The 16,691-nt window shown below is 47.3% G+C and carries 16 protein-coding genes; 6 read left to right on the forward strand and 10 right to left on the reverse strand.

Features of this window, described 5'->3' with window-relative positions:
• Window positions 1–10: 10 nt before the first annotated feature.
• The 5 genes from RJ60_RS13835 to RJ60_RS13855 are packed head-to-tail and all read right to left on the reverse strand — an operon-like array spanning window position 11 to window position 4,732.
• Window positions 11–865: a carbohydrate ABC transporter permease gene (locus tag RJ60_RS13835; protein ID WP_103135132.1), complete on the reverse strand. Its 855-nt coding sequence runs from the start codon at window positions 863–865 to the stop codon at window positions 11–13.
• On the reverse strand, window positions 862–1,749 hold the full coding sequence (locus RJ60_RS13840; protein ID WP_099830092.1) for a carbohydrate ABC transporter permease: 888 nt from the start codon (window positions 1,747–1,749) through the stop codon (window positions 862–864). Before RJ60_RS13840 ends, RJ60_RS13835 begins: the two co-directional genes overlap by 4 nt.
• Before the next feature lie 59 nt (window positions 1,750–1,808).
• Entirely contained in the window at window positions 1,809–3,041 is a 1,233-nt protein-coding gene (locus RJ60_RS13845) for an ABC transporter substrate-binding protein (RefSeq protein ID WP_103135133.1), read from the reverse strand.
• Between the two features lie 15 nt (window positions 3,042–3,056).
• The gene (locus tag RJ60_RS13850) at window positions 3,057–3,734 is read right to left on the reverse strand and encodes a hypothetical protein (protein WP_103135134.1); all 678 of its coding nucleotides are present in this window, start codon (window positions 3,732–3,734) and stop codon (window positions 3,057–3,059) included.
• Window positions 3,734–4,732 carry a LacI family DNA-binding transcriptional regulator gene (locus tag RJ60_RS13855; protein WP_308410921.1) on the reverse strand — a complete coding sequence of 333 codons (999 nt, stop codon included), beginning with the start codon at window positions 4,730–4,732 and terminating at the stop codon, window positions 3,734–3,736. Before RJ60_RS13855 ends, RJ60_RS13850 begins: the two co-directional genes overlap by 1 nt.
• Window positions 4,733–5,586: 854 nt before the next feature.
• Between RJ60_RS13855 and RJ60_RS13860 the strand changes: the two genes are divergently transcribed.
• Both RJ60_RS13860 and RJ60_RS13870 read left to right on the forward strand, forming a co-directional pair.
• A complete protein-coding gene (locus RJ60_RS13860; protein WP_099830088.1) occupies window positions 5,587–6,003 on the forward strand; it encodes a hypothetical protein in 417 nt (138 codons plus the stop codon).
• 743 nt (window positions 6,004–6,746) lie between these two features.
• The gene (locus tag RJ60_RS13870) at window positions 6,747–8,855 is read left to right on the forward strand and encodes a lipopolysaccharide assembly protein LapB (protein WP_103135137.1); all 2,109 of its coding nucleotides are present in this window, start codon (window positions 6,747–6,749) and stop codon (window positions 8,853–8,855) included.
• Window positions 8,856–9,034: 179 nt separating this feature from the next.
• Here RJ60_RS13870 and RJ60_RS13875 read toward each other — a convergent pair whose 3' ends face one another.
• Window positions 9,035–10,003, reverse strand: coding sequence for an ABC transporter ATP-binding protein (locus RJ60_RS13875; protein ID WP_103135138.1), 969 nt, complete (start codon window positions 10,001–10,003; stop codon window positions 9,035–9,037).
• 775 nt (window positions 10,004–10,778) lie between these two features.
• Window positions 10,779–11,609: an ADP-ribosylglycohydrolase family protein gene (locus RJ60_RS13890; protein ID WP_099830081.1), complete on the reverse strand. Its 831-nt coding sequence runs from the start codon at window positions 11,607–11,609 to the stop codon at window positions 10,779–10,781.
• A 228-nt stretch (window positions 11,610–11,837) separates the two neighbouring features.
• On the opposite strand from RJ60_RS13890, the gene RJ60_RS13895 reads away from it, so the two are divergent.
• From RJ60_RS13895 to RJ60_RS13905, 4 genes are all read left to right on the forward strand, one after another.
• A complete protein-coding gene (locus RJ60_RS13895) occupies window positions 11,838–12,071 on the forward strand; it encodes a nucleotidyltransferase domain-containing protein (RefSeq protein ID WP_103135140.1) in 234 nt (77 codons plus the stop codon).
• Between the two features lie 92 nt (window positions 12,072–12,163).
• Window positions 12,164–12,337, forward strand: coding sequence for a hypothetical protein (locus RJ60_RS15675; RefSeq protein WP_180979973.1), 174 nt, complete (start codon window positions 12,164–12,166; stop codon window positions 12,335–12,337).
• Between the two features lie 21 nt (window positions 12,338–12,358).
• Complete coding sequence (locus RJ60_RS13900; protein ID WP_103135141.1) at window positions 12,359–12,661, forward strand: hypothetical protein; 303 nt, start codon at window positions 12,359–12,361, stop codon at window positions 12,659–12,661.
• A 48-nt stretch (window positions 12,662–12,709) separates the two neighbouring features.
• Window positions 12,710–12,973: a hypothetical protein gene (locus RJ60_RS13905; protein WP_103135142.1), complete on the forward strand. Its 264-nt coding sequence runs from the start codon at window positions 12,710–12,712 to the stop codon at window positions 12,971–12,973.
• A gap of 466 nt (window positions 12,974–13,439) precedes the next feature.
• Here the strand turns inward: RJ60_RS13905 and RJ60_RS13910 are convergent, their stop codons facing one another.
• The 3 genes from RJ60_RS13910 to RJ60_RS13925 form a co-directional block, all read right to left on the reverse strand.
• Window positions 13,440–14,030, reverse strand: coding sequence for a plasmid pRiA4b ORF-3 family protein (locus tag RJ60_RS13910; RefSeq protein ID WP_103135143.1), 591 nt, complete (start codon window positions 14,028–14,030; stop codon window positions 13,440–13,442).
• Between the two features lie 996 nt (window positions 14,031–15,026).
• Window positions 15,027–15,212 carry a hypothetical protein gene (locus RJ60_RS15680; protein ID WP_180979974.1) on the reverse strand — a complete coding sequence of 62 codons (186 nt, stop codon included), beginning with the start codon at window positions 15,210–15,212 and terminating at the stop codon, window positions 15,027–15,029.
• A 215-nt stretch (window positions 15,213–15,427) separates the two neighbouring features.
• Window positions 15,428–15,703, reverse strand: coding sequence for an AbrB/MazE/SpoVT family DNA-binding domain-containing protein (locus tag RJ60_RS13925; RefSeq protein ID WP_103135145.1), 276 nt, complete (start codon window positions 15,701–15,703; stop codon window positions 15,428–15,430).
• Window positions 15,704–16,691: the final 988 nt, after the last annotated feature.

The raw sequence follows: 16,691 nt of genomic DNA on the forward strand, positions 1-16,691 counted from the left end.
ACTTCCCAGTCTATTTGATTCCAGAACTCAAAGCGGTATCTGTGAAGTACCTTTGAAACACGAGAAATATAAGAATAACGGGCAAAATAGAAACTGTCGTTGCCGCCATAAGTGGTCCCCAGTCGGCTGTGTACCTATTCTTGAACACTTCCAGTCCCAGCTGCAGAGTCCTCATGGACCTGTCGCTTGTTACTACGAGGGGCCAGAGGAAATCATCCCAGGCCTGGGTGAATGTGAAGATCGCAAGGGCCGACATCGCAGGCTTTCCAAGCGGAAGAAAGATCTTCCTGAAGATCTTCAGTTCTGAGGCCCCATCGATCCTTGCAGCCTCCGAAAGTTCTTTTGGAAACTGCATATAGAATTGTCTCATTATGAAAACGCCAAATACGGTCATTATGTGAGGGATTACAAGACCGGCATATGTATTGAGAAGTCCGGTGCCTCCCCTTCCCAGAATATCGTTTCCGCCCACGAGCGGAAATGACTTCACCATAAGGAAAGTCGGAACCAAAGTCACCTGAACGGGTATCATCATAGTACTCAGTAGAAGGATGAACAAAACATTCTTCATAGGGAAATCAAGTCTGGCAAAAGCATAGCCTGCGAGCGAGCAAAACATGAGGTTGAACGCCATCGAAACAAGCGAGACGATTACGCTGTTCATGAAATAGTTGCTGAAGCCTCTTGTGGTGAGCGCCGACTGATAATGTTCCAGAGTAATTGTCTTCGGTAGGAATGTAGGCGGCCAGGTAAATAGCTCTGCGTTTGGCTTTAGAGAGGAGATTGCCATCCAGAAGAAGGGCGACCCGAAAATGACTGCCGCGATCGAAAGAAGTAATATGGTCCTCATCTTGTTCTTCCTCATTCGAAGGCCTCCTTCTGTCTACGTGATCGGAAACTTACGACGGACAGGGTCATGATTATTATCCCAAGAACGAACGACATTGCACTTGCATAGCCCATGTCCATGTAGTCGAAGGCAGCTCTGTAAATAAGAAGCCCGACCGTCGTTGTAGATTGCAGCGGACCCCCTCCCGTCATGACATACATCTCCGTGAAGGACTGAAGAGTGCTGATCATACCGACGATCAATACATAGATATGAACCGGTCTTAGTAGAGGGAGGGTGATCCTGAAAAACCTCCGAATAGACGAGGCACCATCTATCGCTGCCGCTTCATACAGATTCTTAGATATCCCCTGAAGACCGGCCAGATAGATGAGCATGTTCCATCCTGCTCCCCTCCATATCCTCATAGCTACAATGGAGTGAAGGGCGGTGTTTGGATTCCTGAGAAAATTTACAGGGGGTATATTGAAAAGCGAAAGGAGGAAATTCAATATACCGATTTGAGGATCATAGAGCCAGATCCAGATCATGCTTGCCGCAACCATAGGAGTAATGACTGGAAGATAGTAGATCGCCCTGAAAATTCCGATTCCTTTTAACCCACTGTTGACAAGCAAGGCAAGCAGCAGAGAGATCAGCATGTTTAGAGGCAGGACTTCAATTGAGAACTGAAAAGTCACCAGAACCGCTCTCCAAAACTCTGAGTCACCGAATATTCGGGCGTAATTCGCCAGGCCAATGAACCTGGCCTCTCCGAAACCCGAGAATTTAGTTAGACTCAGAAAGAGAGAGACAAATATCGGGACTATTTTGAAGATTATGTTGTAAACTAGCACCGGCGCAATGAATATCAAAGCCGTTACTGTTATTCGCCTCTTGAGACTGCCCGCACCGCTCACGCTTCACCTCTTAGAGATAAATGAGCCGGCCCATCCTTAGGAAGAGCCGGCTTCGGTAATTACTTCAGTTTTCTGATTTCTTCGGCCGCTCCGTCTAACGCGTTCTTCGGAGTCATGACGCCCATAATTGCACGTTCGAGATACTTGGAGATAATATCTCTTGCCTGAACCCAGAAAGGAACATTTGGATTTCCATAGGCATACTTCGAGCCTTCCACGAACTTCATCAGATTTGGATCATTCGCAATGTACTCGGCCACGACGCCGGACTGTCTTGGCGGCAGACTCCCAAGAGCCGTGTTTATAGCAACAAGCGCATCCTTCGACGTCATGAAGGAAAGGGCCTTTGTTGTTGCTTCCAGGTCCTTTGTGCTGCTTGAAACCATGAAACCCGCGAATGAGTAGAAAGCGGCTCTCCCATATCTTGCAGGTGGGAAGGCTAGACGAATCTTGGAGTAAACGTCCGGGCTGTATTCCTTGATGGCCGCGAGAGATTCGTTGTTCATGAAACACATTGCCGCTGTGCCAGCCGCAATCGGCTCAAGGTTTCCGATCGGGGTAAGACCGTATTCAGAAGCTACCTTGGCCTCTCGTATCAGGCCTACGTAATACTCTAGAGCCTCCACTCCCGGCTGGGAATTGAAAGTCGGATTGAAGTCGTTGTCGAAGAGAGCGCCGTTGTTCGCAATCAGGAAGCCTGTCCATACTTGTTGAAGATCAATCGCCGATACAGGAATGTCCAGGCCGGCCCTCACTAGCCTACCCGATTCATAGACTGTCAGCGCCTCGGCATAGGCCCTCAGCTGTTCCCAGGTTACCGGCGGTTCGTCGGGGTCGAGACCGCTCTCAATGAAGAAGTCTTCTCTGTAGGCGAGAAGTCTTCCCGAACCGAACACAGGAACCATGAAGTTCTTGCCCCTGTAAAGACCAACACCCAGAGTACCTCCAAAGTCTTCAGGGTCCTCTAGCTTGTCGATGAGACTGTCGATGTCCATTATCACGCCCGTTTCAGCAAATCCCGCGATCGCAGCCTGGCCGTGCATGAATATATCTGGTCCTATTCCGCCGGCAAAGGCAGTTGTAAGTTTTGTGGAAAGCTCTCCCCAAGGTATATACTCAACCGCGAGCTCAATGTCGGGATTAGCTTTCTCGAAGGCAGGAACCAGGTGATCATCTACGGCCTCCATCAAAGCTTCTGTAGTACCTGCAAACCAAATCGTAACCTTCGTCTTGCCAATTGCCGTGAAGCCTAGAGCAAGACAGATGATAAGAATCAAAATCCATTTCTTCATTACCACACCTCCCTGTTAGTCTCTGGTAATCTTGCTGAACTCCCTGACAATCCGTGAAAAACTCCCGATTTCAATTCCCGTTACGATCGGGCCGATAATCAGCCCCTTGAAGCCGAGATCTAGAATTCTATCTGCTTCGTCCACGGTAATCCTCTTCTGGGTTGGAATAAAGGAAGGCAGTCCTGAAAGCTCAAGCACTTCCAAATAATTGAGAAGGTCTTCCAGCGAAAGATCTTTCCCGTAGTCCTTGGGATCGATGATCGAGATCTCTACCGCATCTGCCCCAACTTTCCTTAAGTATGAAGCCATCGACTTGGAATATGTATGATTAAGAGCCAGCATCTTGCAGAGATCGTTCTTCATAACATATAGAGGGGCGTAGTCGACGTAGACGTCAAAGAAAGACAGGCCGAATTTGCTCATTTCCCCTAGTTCCTCTTCTGACGCCATTGTTTCCGCTCCGGGAACGATTCCCATACAGCAGCCAAGAGCAGAATGGATGTTCTTTGCGGTCTCTCTGACGTCGGTCCATGTGACATGAACCTTTCCAGTCACCCTGTGCTTCACATTTATGTGAAGCTTAACTGCGTCCGCACCGTTCTCAACTGCAGCCCTTGCGTATTCCAGACTGTTCTCGGGAAGACTGACTACCAAGAGTCTGCCTTTAGAATCCATTAGCTCTCTGAAATGCATTACTTCTCCCCCCTTAGAGTTTCCCCTTCCATCAAGAACGGTTCCACAAACACAACTCCCTTTGATTCAGCATTTCCCTCCATCAACTCCTGAAGCATTGTTACTGCGATTCTTCCAAGCAGATAGGGATTCAGTGCGACGGTAGTTATTTTTGGAGAGGTCATCTTGCAGAAATCTAGCCCACCAAATCCAATAACCCCTATCTCTGAAGGGATGGAAACCTTCCTGTCCTGTAGAGCCTCAATCACACCTTTCGCAAGCCAATCGGTCGTGCAGAAGATCACTTCTCTGTTTCCAGGTGTTCTGAGGTGTCTCTCGATGGCCATTCTTCCATCTTTCTCTTCGAAGGAGTTGCATTCAATAATCTTTACCCGCTCAGTTGGGAAACTGTTTTCACTAAGACATTTGAAGAAACCTTCCAGTCTATCAGCAAATGTCGAGACGTTTCTCGGCCCTGTAATGACGGTAACTGTAGAGTAGTTATACTTGATAATTTCATTGGCGGCGAGATAACCGCCTCTGACATTGTCATTGTTTACAGACGCCAGGTTTTCCAGGCCCGAGTATTTACCGATCAAGACGACCGGAATCTTCATTGCCGACAGGAAAGTCTTCAGATCGTCAGGCATTGGGATGCCTCCCACGATCAACCCTTCGACAAGATCGAGAGGGATCAGAGATTCATCGAAGCTCTTCTTGCTTCTGATCGACTGAACCAGGCAGTGAATATCCGATGACCCGGCCCCTCTCAGTATCCCCCGCTGAACTCCTGAGAAGAATTCATCGCTTTCGATTGATTTATGAGGGTTGGAAACGAAGAACATCACAACCTTACTGCCACAGCCGCTGGATATCTCGCCCGGGTATCCAAGCTTCTTCGCGACTCTCAAGACCTTCTTTTTGGTGGCTTCGCTTATGCGGCTGTCATTATTGAGTACTCTGGACACAGTTGAAATCGCCACGCCAGTGATTTCCGATATCTCTCTCAGAGTTGGCAGAAAAAGACCTCCTAACTCGTTCTTCTATGCAAATCGTGCAAAGCTGAATTCTTCATGTGATTCTAGCAATTAAGAGTCGACGAAACTAATGCCATGAGGATCGATCTACAAACTCTGCAAACGTATATCCACAATGACCAGCGATTAGAGCTATTATTCTCATCGATTAGAAAGATAGGCTAGTCCGAAAGAATGCAAACTGTGCAAAAACGTAAATAATCTGTTCTGTTAAGAGACCCGTCATAGGTAACTCGGCTACTTGTCCCGAATTCCAGTTCTTTCGACTTTCTTCTTAACAGTGCTCTCTAGAAGCAAAGTTGCTTCAGTAGACTCGCGAAAGTGATTTCTTGAGAAGGATCTCCATCTAAAACAGTTCTCCCGCTAAGTTATTCGGTTCTCATCATCACTTTCTGTCCTAGATCCGACTGACTGAACAGGCAATGGTCAAACAGAATCGATTCAAGGTTGCGTATCTGTAAATCAGCTGCAATTCTATCGTGATATTGATGATGTAGTTGTGTATTGTCTCCATGAACTCCGTAGAAGTCTGTCCTGTTTGAAAAGTCCGGTTAGAAGAACGTATCCGTTCTAGTAATGCTGCGCTTATTCCAAGTGAAGTATCTGATATCCGGGAAACGTGGTTAGAAAAGCGTTTCCAGGTGAAAGCGTGCTTGCTTGATGGCGGCTCAGAGAAGGGGGGAAGATAGAGGCAGAGGAAGTGAGCAAGAGTGGAATCTGAAATGGTAGGAATGGAGAGGCAATCGTCCAGTATGAGAGAGGAAAGGCCGTTCGCAGAGGTAAACCTGGAATACGGTCATCTTGACCTGCTGCCTGGTGCTTGAAGGAGGGAGAAAGTGATATTGGGGATCTTTCTGAAGGACAGAGAAGCCAGTTTAGAAGGTGATCGTTTTGAGGTAAAGATCGACAAAATGGAAGCGATCTATGCGGTCGCCGCTCTGGGTTCTGAAAAGCCCAGAGTTTCTTTTGAGGACTATATTACCACTGCAGATATACTTCTCAAGAGGGATGAGGAAAACATGATAATCCTGGAGTTCGAAGGCTTTGTGCCTCCGGGAAGAATAAGAGAGTTGCGGCTGATTTCAGATGAGCTGACAGTATCAGTAACTCTAGAAGAGAAAGAAACCGAAGAGATCGCCGAAGGATTCAGAGACCATCAGCCTCCCGAAGACTTTCTCTCGTACCTGAAGAGAAACATGAAGAAGAGCGAAAACCCTCTCATGATGGCCAACTTGGAGCAGGTCTCCAGTTGAGATTGCAGTTGTTTCTTGCAAGTCGAGAGCCTTATTTACGGTTGCCCAGGTGGAGAATGCGATTTTCCAACCCTTCCATGGTTACAACCAATAATTGCCGGCAAACAGGTAGAAACTGATCTTAAAACCCCGCACGATCGAGTGGACCGATTGTGTTCGTTCCGATGCGCTATTTGAAGAAAGAGGCTAGAGGTGCGAACTGATGGTTTCGAAGGTCGAGGTCTGTCACTCTGCATATCTTCACTTCTATCCTCTTTCGTCTGATCTTTGAAACACATCTTCCAGCTCTTCGTTTTTCTTCCTCAAGGAAGGATTTTAGAGGAATTGTGCCCATTCGTTCAGAAACGCTTTTGGGCAAAAGTAAGGTGGCCAAAGGGGATATGAGTGAACCCCTCTCTCACGGGAAGGGCATTTCCTCTTATGTGAGTACGCAGAAGAGAATGGATGAATAGTTGAGTTTCTGAGTTTTTTCAGCGAAAGTTCCTTCTTAACTGAACTCTTGAAAAGGGAGATGGATAGACTCAAATTCCTTATAATTGAAAAAGCAGTTGCTTAATGTGACTAGCCAAAAATCACAAATATGAGGCTTAACAATTTTAGCTAAGGACGACCGCTGCAGTTATAGTGGGTAAATCGATTCTAAAGGATAGGGAGAGGCGGTTTTCTTGAGTTCAGAGAGAATTGTGAAATCTAAGAGAATATGGAGAGCCTCTGACGATACTTGATCAAGGAGGGCAACTATCTTGAATACCTATCAGAAGAGTAGAATTGTCTATCTTCGGGATCTTATGGAGATGGGTACAGAATACTCCGGGCCGGATTTTGATCGCGAGAAGCTTCTTTATGAGGCTTCTTCCGACACCTTCGAGGAACTCGCGAAGCTACTATGCGAAGTGTTCAATCTCGAGTATGAGACGGTTATAGAGAGCGAATTGTTTTTGCTTTATTATTGGAGTGTTTTCGTCTGGGACGAAAGCATTTCCTTCGAAACAAGATTTGCTGCGGCGAAGGAGATCGTCAAAATCGGCGACAAGCTTCGACGCGAGAATCTGAATAGCGCTTCCAACAGAAATTCTGCGGGTTCAGATGATGAAGAGTCGGTCTATGAAGCAATGGGGGTAAATGAATTCAGAGGACCTGAAATGGCCCGATGGTATTATCTCGCGGGTCTCAGCGCGCTTTCGTATTTCCTTCAGCATGCCGGAACAATTGATTCAGATATTGAAGATTCTGAGGAGAAAGAACTTGAGTATCAAGCATTGAGGCTGGCGAAATACTGTCCAAGGTTCTACTTGCAGTACGTTAATCCTTATTCCGATGTCGTGTTCGGGCTTATTGAGCCTATGGTGGCACACTATGCCCTTGGTCTGAAGAAAAATGTTGAAGTGTCACTGCTGCAGTATATTTTCGAAGATACTCCTGCCGGGTTGATGGCAGGATATGGTGCGTCTGTACTTGCCCTTATCTGCCTTCTAATAAATAAGGATCAGCAAATAAGGAGGAACGCCGCCACTGTCGCGGAAAATCTGCTTGAGTGGAGTGAAGACCAGGTCAGCCCTCTGTATATCATTGTGAAGAATTCGATTGTTGATGATTCTCTTCCATTGATTCTTGGTGAAATTGTACGCAATACAGATTTCTCTCATTCAGGAAGACCAATCATGAAATTTATTAGAATGCTTCTGAAAAACAAGGAAAAGAAAGAAGCGACAGATATAGTGTGTGGAGTGTGCTCTGTTCTCCTCGATGAGGAATCCCTCGAAAAGTCGGAATCACTCGAGGAGCTGGTTTCATTTGTCACAGAGCTTAAAACCGATTCAAATACTAGATTGGCAGCAGCTCTTGTTGCAGAGAAGGTAGGCTATTCATCTAAAGCAAAGCTTCTTTATGAAATGCTTTCGAAGGCTGACCATAAGCGTTTTGATCGGTTCGTTTCTGATTCGAAAGTTCCACCGGTACTCTCTAAAGATCTCTCGTTGAGCACGGAAATGGCCCGTCTTCTTGAACGAGCCTATCATTCAACAAAGTATCTCCACAAGATCATTTTTGAGGAGAGAAAGACTCTTCTTCCTGGCCTAACCGTTTTACGTTCTGGGGATTCCCCCACAATCGAGTACAACCTCCCACCAGGAAATTACAGATTGATGAGGCTCGCCTCGATACCGGATAGTTCTGAAAGAGTTGTTCGGATGGAAAACGCACTTGCGAGAGACCCATACGAGTTTCGGCTCTACTCAATGCTGGCTAATGGGTACACTGAGATAGGCTTAGACAACAAATGTCAATACATTCTGGAAGCCGGTTATTCGAAATTGGAAACTCTATTAGGGGAAATCGAATCGGAGTCGTACTCACTCGAGTATGATCGTGCGAACAACAAGCCTCTGCTGGATCTAATCGTTGACTATGCGGATTTTCTTCGAATAAGGGTCGGTGATCAGACTCGGGCAATAGAAACCTATGAAATGCTTCTCGATATAGACCGGGAAGATGGTGTGCATGCAAAGCACGGGCTTCTCAACAGCTTATTCAGGCAGAAAAACTTCATGAAAGCCGAGAGGTTGCTGGAACGCTACCTGGAAGAGGAAGATGTAGATTTTCTTATGGGGCGCGCCTTCATCAGTGCAATAAGAAACAGAAAACAAGATGCCAACATATATCTGCTTCGCGCATTGAGAACGAATCCTCTGATTGTAGAAATGCTCTTCAGAGATATGGGATCTGTGAAGTTCGAAGAACTGAAGGAGGATGACGAAAGAGAAGCAGCAATGTATGTGCTCGACTATCGTCAGGTCTGGGAATCCAGCCCCAAGGCGTACAACTGGCTCAAGACCCGCAGGATATCCGACTGAACGATACGCTGGCTCGGTTTTCTTGGCCGGTAAGAGCCTTTACTGGCTAGTCTTTGCTTTTCTTAGAGGGCACGGTCAAAGATTTCTATCGTTTGCTGCTCGGAATCAGGGAATGCATTTCTTCGTTTGTCTCATCAATGTTAAAAATGGAGTCACCGAGAAAAAAAAGAATTCCGGGACTAGAGAAGGCACCTCGCATAGTGATCCTCGCCGATCTTCTTCATAGGGGGTATCTCGAGAGAGCAACTTTCTCCGGCAAATGGGCAACGCGGATGGAAACGGCAGCCACTAGGTGGATCGATTAGGGAGGGAATATCTCCTCCCGTTATGAGAGGCTTTCGCTTTAGACCAGTTTCTGGGGCTGGCGCCGCCGATTTAAGCAGCTTTGTGTAAGGGTGGAAAGAGCTGTTAATTATCTCTTCTGCCGGACCGATCTCCATGATCATGCCAGCATACATGACTATTATCCTGTCGCTCATATAACGGGCGCCGGCCAGATCGTGGGTTATGTATATGAAGGATACTCCATGTCGCTCTTTGAGGTTTAGCATCATGTTCATTATGCTCATCCTGTTTGAAACGTCGAGCATTGAAGTGGGCTCGTCGGCCAGAATTAGGTCGGGTTCGATCGAGAAGGCTCTGGCGATATTCACCCTCTGTCTCTGACCTCCTGAAAGCTCATGGGGAAACTTCCGTGTAAACTGTTCGGGTGGCTCAAGGCCTACCTGAATTAGTATGTTATAGACCTTTTCCGCTACTGATCTTTTGTCCTTTGCAATCTTGTGAATTATGAAGGGTCGTTCCATAATCCCGCCAACCGTTCTTGTGGGATTCAAGGCTGCGAAAGGGTCCTGAAATATCATCTGGACCCTCTTGTGGTGTTTCAGCTCTTCTTTTCGCGACATGGTGCCGCTCAACTCTCTTCCTTCAAACGCTACTCTGCCTGAAGTCTGCTTGTAGATCCTGCTTATTACGTTTGCAGTTGTAGTTTTTCCGCTGCCGGACTCTCCAACTATCGCGAGCACTTCTCCTCTTCGCAGAGAAAAAGACACGTCGTCCATTGCATGAACAACCTTTCCACGCATTCTGAAAGAGTTCAGGGGGAAGTGTTTGTTGACTCCTTCAAGAACCAGAATATTATCGTTCACTGGGCCTCGGCTCCTTTGTGAAGAAAACACGCGACGCTGTGGCGATCGGCGATTTCCTCCAGCGAGGGGCAGGACTCTCTGCAAATAGGCATTGCCAGAGGACATCGGGGGTGAAATCTGCAACCGTCAGGCTTTACGTCCCTGCACAATCTTCGCCGGAATTCCGATTCGGAGGACGGTGGACTGTTGGCGGTTGACCTGAGAAGGCCTCCCTGCCGAAGGCAGCATTGCGACCTGGGATGTTCTTCCCAGCCTTGCGTCCGCCGATGCTTCAGGCGCCTTGCGTCTTATTCCGTTCTTTCCGACCCGCACATTGCTACCCCCAACCCCGGCCTTTTGCTTTCCCTTACAACTCACAACTTGTAACTTGCAACTGAGCTTTTACAAGCGATCAGCGGGTTCTCCGCTTTTAAGCGCACTACGGTTCTTATGCTTGCAACTCGGAACTGAGAACTTGCAACTGATCTTTCAGCGTACAGCGGATCTAGGAACGAAGAACAGATCCTCGCTCTGGAACGAAGAACAGGTTTTTTCGGCGGAGAACGGATAACCGTTCAACGGCGAACTAGCTTCTTTTGCTCTCCAAGAGTTTTCATCCCCGCGAAGCGGGCCTTGCGTCCCCGGATGCTTCTCCGGGCATTGCGACCTGGCGTGGTCTTCGCCAGCCCTGCGTCCGCCGATGCTTTCCGGCGCCTTGCGTCTTATTCCGCTCTTTTCTACCCCCTACCCGCTACCCCCTACCACGGTCAAATCGAAATCTCGCTATCGACAGTTTTTATGATTTCAGGAGGGCTTCCCATTCAAAGAAGATCGCGAGGAGTTCTTTGTCTAGATAGTGCAGTGCCTTGGTTCTTATTTCATACGGTATGCTGTAGTAAGCTTCGGCTATCGCTCCGGTTATTGCTGCGATTGTGTCGGTGTCTCCGCCAAGCGAAACTGCCGTGCGAATGGCGTCTTCAAATGAATTTGATTCGAGGAAGCACTGTATGGCCTGTGGTACTGTTTCCTGACAGGTTTCATTGAAGTCATATGATGGACGAATCTCGTCGATTGTGAAATCCAGAGAGTAGTAATCTCTTGAGATCCTGACGCGAATATCCCGCTTTGAGAAGCCTTGACGAGCAAGGAAAATGGCAATGGTAGTCGCCTCAGCCCCCTTTATGCCTTCCGGGTGGTCGTGAGTGACAGAGGTTATCGTTTTTGAGAGGCTTATCGCTTCCAATTCATTTCGCGCAGTGAATCCCACAGGGCCAATGCGCATAGCAGCTCCGTTGCCGAAGCTATTGTACGGCCGAGGGTTGGCGCTGAATATCCATCTTCCAAACATTCCCCCATAACCGCAGTTAGGATAATTTCGACCGATCTGCTGCATATATTTCACTGTAAGCTCTCTTAGCAGACGGTTATAGCACATACTCAGCCTGTAGTCTTCTCGCGATTTGTCAACAACCTTCTCAGTTTCCATGATCGCTTTGGCAACGGCAAGGCTCATTATACTATCGTCCGTAGCAAAGCACTCATCTGTGAATAGTTCAAAGGCCTTGCTTCGGTGATTATTGAACTCAAATCTCGACCCGACGATATCGCCGACAATTGCCCCCAGCAAAGTTCACACCCCGCCTCTTTCATGTTGCTTGAGATTCTCCATTCCAAGTGTAACATCATCGACCTGAACGCAGCTGGAGGTTCCCACCCTATGCCTCTTCAGATGAATCTAGCAGCTCTTATCCTTTCCTGGAGATCGCCTGTGATTGCATGGAGCACAGTATTGTTTGTCAACAGAAATCCGCTCCACTTGATAGAATCGTCCTGTAAACTAACTTGCGGGAGCTGAATGAGTTATGATGGCAATAACCAGGTGAGTGAAGTCAGTATGCAGAATGGAGCGGATGTTGTGGATGAGAAGATCAAAGAGGCTCTTGTGATTAAGAACGAGAGGATCATCAAGGCGGTGATTGAGAAATCGAAGCGTGTCAGCCCGGACTCGGTAGCGTTCGTCGGCATCTATGGTTCATTCGCCACTGGAGACATACACGACAAGTCTGATTTAGATCTCTTCATTGAATAAACGATTCGAAAGGATACAGAATAGGTTCATCCTTCATTTTGGGAGACGTTGCTCATGATATCTACTGAACGAGCTGGCAACAGGTTGAAGACATGGCTAAATACTCGACACCATACATCTCAAGGCTGATGGACCTGAACATCGTCTACTACCGTAACTACAAGCAACTTCAGAGGTTTATGGAGCTTCGCGGTGAAGCTATGGAACGTCTGAACAGCCCGCTGAATGAACACGATCTGAGGAATATATTGATGCATTTCGGGTAGGCTGAGAAGACTTACGCAGAGTTGGTTCTGAGTGAAGAGTCCGGAAGAGTCAAATACGAGTCGGCCAAATTGATCAACTCTATCGAAATGATCATGTATCTAATCAACAAGTCATATGTAAGTCTTGGGTCTAGACACATACCTGAAGAGATCGAAAGGATGCGGGAATTACCGATTGGATTTCCAGGTCATTACAGACGACTCATCGAGGCCGATACACTGCGTTCAATTAAAGAGAGCGCAACTTCGCTTTTGCGGTGTACGGGGGAGAAGATAGAAGAGATCAAGTACAGAGTTAAGGGCAAGAAGAAACTTGATTCGTAGGCTCTTACAGGTAGTTACGAGGAAATCTATTCGAACTGGAGAAACAAGATGGAGCTTGCCGCAAAGACCGACAACAAGTACTTGTCTCTCATGACGGCCGCAAGTTGCCAGCGATTCTACGATGAAATGAGAGAGGAGTACGAAGGCGTGTCTATCGATCTGATGAAGCACTTCGATATCAACGATTTACAGCGGTCGGCGAGGACCTTCGACGAAGCAATGGAAAAGTACAGATTGCTCTATGACGAAAACAACGTCCAGGTTAAGAAGTATCGGACAATCGAAGAGTTCGAAGAGGACTATCTTGCGTAACTTCATAAACCGGATAACTGGATACAACATGCTTTGGATACTATATAAAGATGTTCGCACCAGTTGCTGACTGGGAATCGGAAAGAAGAATCTCCAGGAAGAAAGATTCGGGGCTCTGAAAACCCTGTGCCCTGTATTACGTATGTAGTGGCCGCTTTTCTTCTGGAATGCTCGGTAAAGTCCTTCTTTGAGAGCTTCAAAGAGAAGGCTTCTAAGATCCGCTTTTCATAAGCTGCTTAGTGAGTCGATTGCCTTCTGAGACTGCCCAGCTTCGATGCTTCGAGCCGAAACGCCCGGTTTTGAAGAAGGCTTCTCTCACCCTGGCAAGATCTCAACGGAGTTGTTTTCGAGCTGTACCGTTCCATGTCTTCTTGTCGATGAAAAGGGCCCTTTGGAGACTACTGCTATCAGTAATTTGTGTTGGAACGATAGCTCCGGTCTAGTCTTACGTCCTATTCTGCTTTCTCTAATATGTGTTCTTCAGGCGTTCATCAGGGTCGTCAAAGTGGATTTGCATCCGATCGAAGGATTCGGGGTCGTACTCTCTTCCCAGCCAGTCGATCAGATCTTCTCGATCAGGGTGCTTCTTATTCTTCATTGCCTCAACAAGATCACGATAACCCATTGTTCCTCCAACATCTTCAGGCGGGCAGGCTCGTTCACCGGCGATGCATCTAGGATACTTGACACTCAAGTCTCTACCGAGAACCTCTTCGAGAAGAATATCGTGGATCCAGTTGTCTCCGAAATCATAGAGGTATGACGCCTTTCGGTTATGAATCGAGAGATAATCGGAAATGCGCAGTTTTCTGGAATCGAGAACCTCCTTGAAATCATCTTCAATAGGAAGCCCTATATAAACAAGCTCGTCACTCTTCGGATCAACGACCTGAAATTCGTGTAGATGGTAATCAGACCAGCCCATAGCATCCTGAATTGCGACGTGAAGATCCCAGAATGTGTAGATGCCCGGAACCTGTATTCGTCGCCAGATTAACGGTGTGATGTCAAGAAGCATTATCTTAAACTGATAGATCAGCTTGTATCCCTTCTTCATCTTTTCACCTCGCTTATGGTTGGATAAACTATTATAGTGCTCTACCCATTCATGGGACAACACGTTTGGCTAATGGGATTCATAAAGACACATTGGAGACCGAGAGTTGTGGTTGTAGGCGATCCACCCTCGGAGAAGAGAGAGAAATCAGTTCCACCAGATGCAAGTTGCTGGGATTATCGGTTCTCCGAGAAAACCTAGAGAGCGAGAAGACGTTTTGAGTTTGAGGTGAAGCCTCGCTTCTAGAAAAACCATATTCGAGAGTAACAAGAGCAAGGAGAGAAAGCAGATCATGCATAGTAAGACAAACAAAAGGCCGGGGTCGGGGTGCGGGTAGGGATTGGAAAGAGCAAAGCGATATCAGTTGGCCGTTAAACAGTTCTCCTTTAGCCGAGGGAAAAACCAGTGCTTCGTTCCAGAGCGAGGATCTGTTCTTCGTTCCTAGCTAGATCCGCTGTACGCTTAAGAACAAAGACCCGCTGATCGCTTGTAAAAGCTCAGTTGCAAGTTCCAAGATGCAAGTTGTAAGAAAGAGCAAAAGGCCGGGGTTGGGAGCAGCAATGTGCGGGTCGGAAAGAGCAAAAGAAGCTAGTTCGCCGTTTAACGGTTCTTATTCAGCTTGCAACTCGGAACTGAGAACTTGCAACTGCTCCATTTCGTCGAGGACGGTGGACTGTTGACGGTCAACTATGAATTCTCGCACTCTCGAAGCGAAGCTCTCGACAATGCTCTTTCTCGATTGACCTTCTCGGTGAACGGGTTCATGATCTTGAACGGTCAACGGAGAACGGATCTTCATAGCGTTTCTAAGCCCGCGAAGCTGAACTGGCCTCGCCAAACGCGAGACTGGCCAGGCGAAGCCTGACTGGCCACCGAAGGTGACTGGCTTCTCTCCCATCTTCATGTGAGCTCAACGAACGTCTCGACAATGCTCTTTCTCCTTTGACCGGTTGATCATACGTTATTGGTGGGGAGTTGGCTCAGAACAGCTTTGCTTCATATCTTGCTTTCTTGTATGAGCTTGAGTGTCTCTCTTGTAGTTGCGACTCTGATCAATGCTCTTACTCGCTCTTCAAAGAAGTCTTTGTCGCCTGTAACAAACACATCTGGTCTAGCCTTAATAGCGGAAGCAAGAATCGGAGCATCGTACTCATCTCTGATTATCTCAATACATTGCTCCACTTCGCTTTTGTCTGGAAAGGCAGTATTTTCGCATCAAGTGATTGGAGAATATCCTCGTAATCTTCGATCACACCTGGGAACTTCCTTCTCAATACTCTCTCAACCTCTGAAACACTAAACTTGCCAGCAGAAGCACATGATTGGAATGCACCATGGTATGCAAGAGGAGTCTTTCCATTCCGTCAAAAACAATGCATGAGAGGAATGTGTTCGAATCAATCATCACTCTCATTATAAATCTCTGTGAAGAGCTTCTTTTTGACCTTTTCCAGCTCGTTTTCCAATTCTTTCTTAGTATAGCCTCTGGCTTCCGCCTCTTTCTGAAACTCCTTGACTATCATGTCGAAAGGCGACACCAGCTGATAGATTATCTTATCTCCTTCCACAGAGACCTTGAACCTGCTGTCGGGAGTGATCTTCAGTTTATCTCTCGCTTCCTTTGGTATTGTTATTTGTCCTCTCTCCGTTGGCCTAAGTAATCTGGTCGACACGCCATCACCTCCAGCAAGTAATATGATATCATGAATTCATATTTCCTATGTATGATCAGTTTTCTTCATCAACGATGCTGTTAAACGAGATCAATTATGAAATCAACACAACTTTCATCCCAAAGCAGGTCGGTTTCATCAGAGCGGTGTTAGTTGTTGTATCGGCAAGCACAAAAGAAGGGAAGGAAACAACACGCGGGGGTTCGGGTCTGGAGTCTGGGGTTTGGCGAAAAGAGACGATTTGCTCTGCAGTCATCCCGCGATCAGTTCTTTGAACCTATCGAAGGACGGGTCCTTGATCCGGGACGAAGGACCAAGGACGTCCCCTCACAGCTTATAGCGTCACTTAGCAAGCGACCAGTGATTCTTATGGAGCCGGTCAGTCCCTATCTTCGTGCTGCCTGCAGGTACGCTTTCAAGACCAGATCCCGTGCAGGATCATCACGGGATGACCCTGAACAGGTGCTTTTCAGGGCAGGCTACTGAACAGGGACTTTTCAGGGCAGGCTATGCGGAATGACGGTCTTTCTTACTTCAGGTCATCCTGGCACGCTTCTGGCCAGGATCTCGATCTTTGAAACAGTTGCAAGTTGCAGTGTGCCAAGAAGGCGAAGAAGGAAACTTCTAGCCATGCTTAATTGAAGATGAGGGAGGGCCCCTCGAAGCCGCCATGCAGGTGGAGGCTTCAAACCACCGTAAGCTGCTGTGGTAAAGAGCCATGGTAGTGAACGTTACGGGAAAAGGCGGGACAGTGATCCCGTCAGGTGAGTACCAGAGGAGACGAATACAAGTGAACCACCGTGAACGTGTCGTAAGGACCTTTAGTGTCATCTAAACCGGGAGGACCAACTATCCCGGGATAAGTCTGGAGGAAACCTGCTTACTGTCCAGATGGTGACCGGCATACAGGTGGCGTGACCCTGGTACAGGCTTCGATTAGGAACTTGGGAACCTGGATCTGGATGTTAAGGGAAAAGCCGCAAGTGGA

The organism is Mesotoga sp. B105.6.4 (assembly GCF_002896535.1).
Classification (GTDB): domain Bacteria; phylum Thermotogota; class Thermotogae; order Petrotogales; family Kosmotogaceae; genus Mesotoga.

Coding starts and splice junctions, on each gene's coding strand:
- RJ60_RS15675 (WP_180979973.1), top strand. CDS start 12,164: ATGGCTAAATACTCGACACCATACATCTCAAGGCTGATGGACCTGAAC.
- RJ60_RS13910 (WP_103135143.1), bottom strand. CDS start 14,030: ATGAAGAAGGGATACAAGCTGATCTATCAGTTTAAGATAATGCTTCTT.
- RJ60_RS13895 (WP_103135140.1), top strand. CDS start 11,838: ATGAGTTATGATGGCAATAACCAGGTGAGTGAAGTCAGTATGCAGAAT.
- RJ60_RS13850 (WP_103135134.1), bottom strand. CDS start 3,734: ATGCATTTCAGAGAGCTAATGGATTCTAAAGGCAGACTCTTGGTAGTC.
- RJ60_RS13905 (WP_103135142.1), top strand. CDS start 12,710: ATGGAGCTTGCCGCAAAGACCGACAACAAGTACTTGTCTCTCATGACG.
- RJ60_RS13835 (WP_103135132.1), bottom strand. CDS start 865: ATGAGGAAGAACAAGATGAGGACCATATTACTTCTTTCGATCGCGGCA.
- RJ60_RS13845 (WP_103135133.1), bottom strand. CDS start 3,041: ATGAAGAAATGGATTTTGATTCTTATCATCTGTCTTGCTCTAGGCTTC.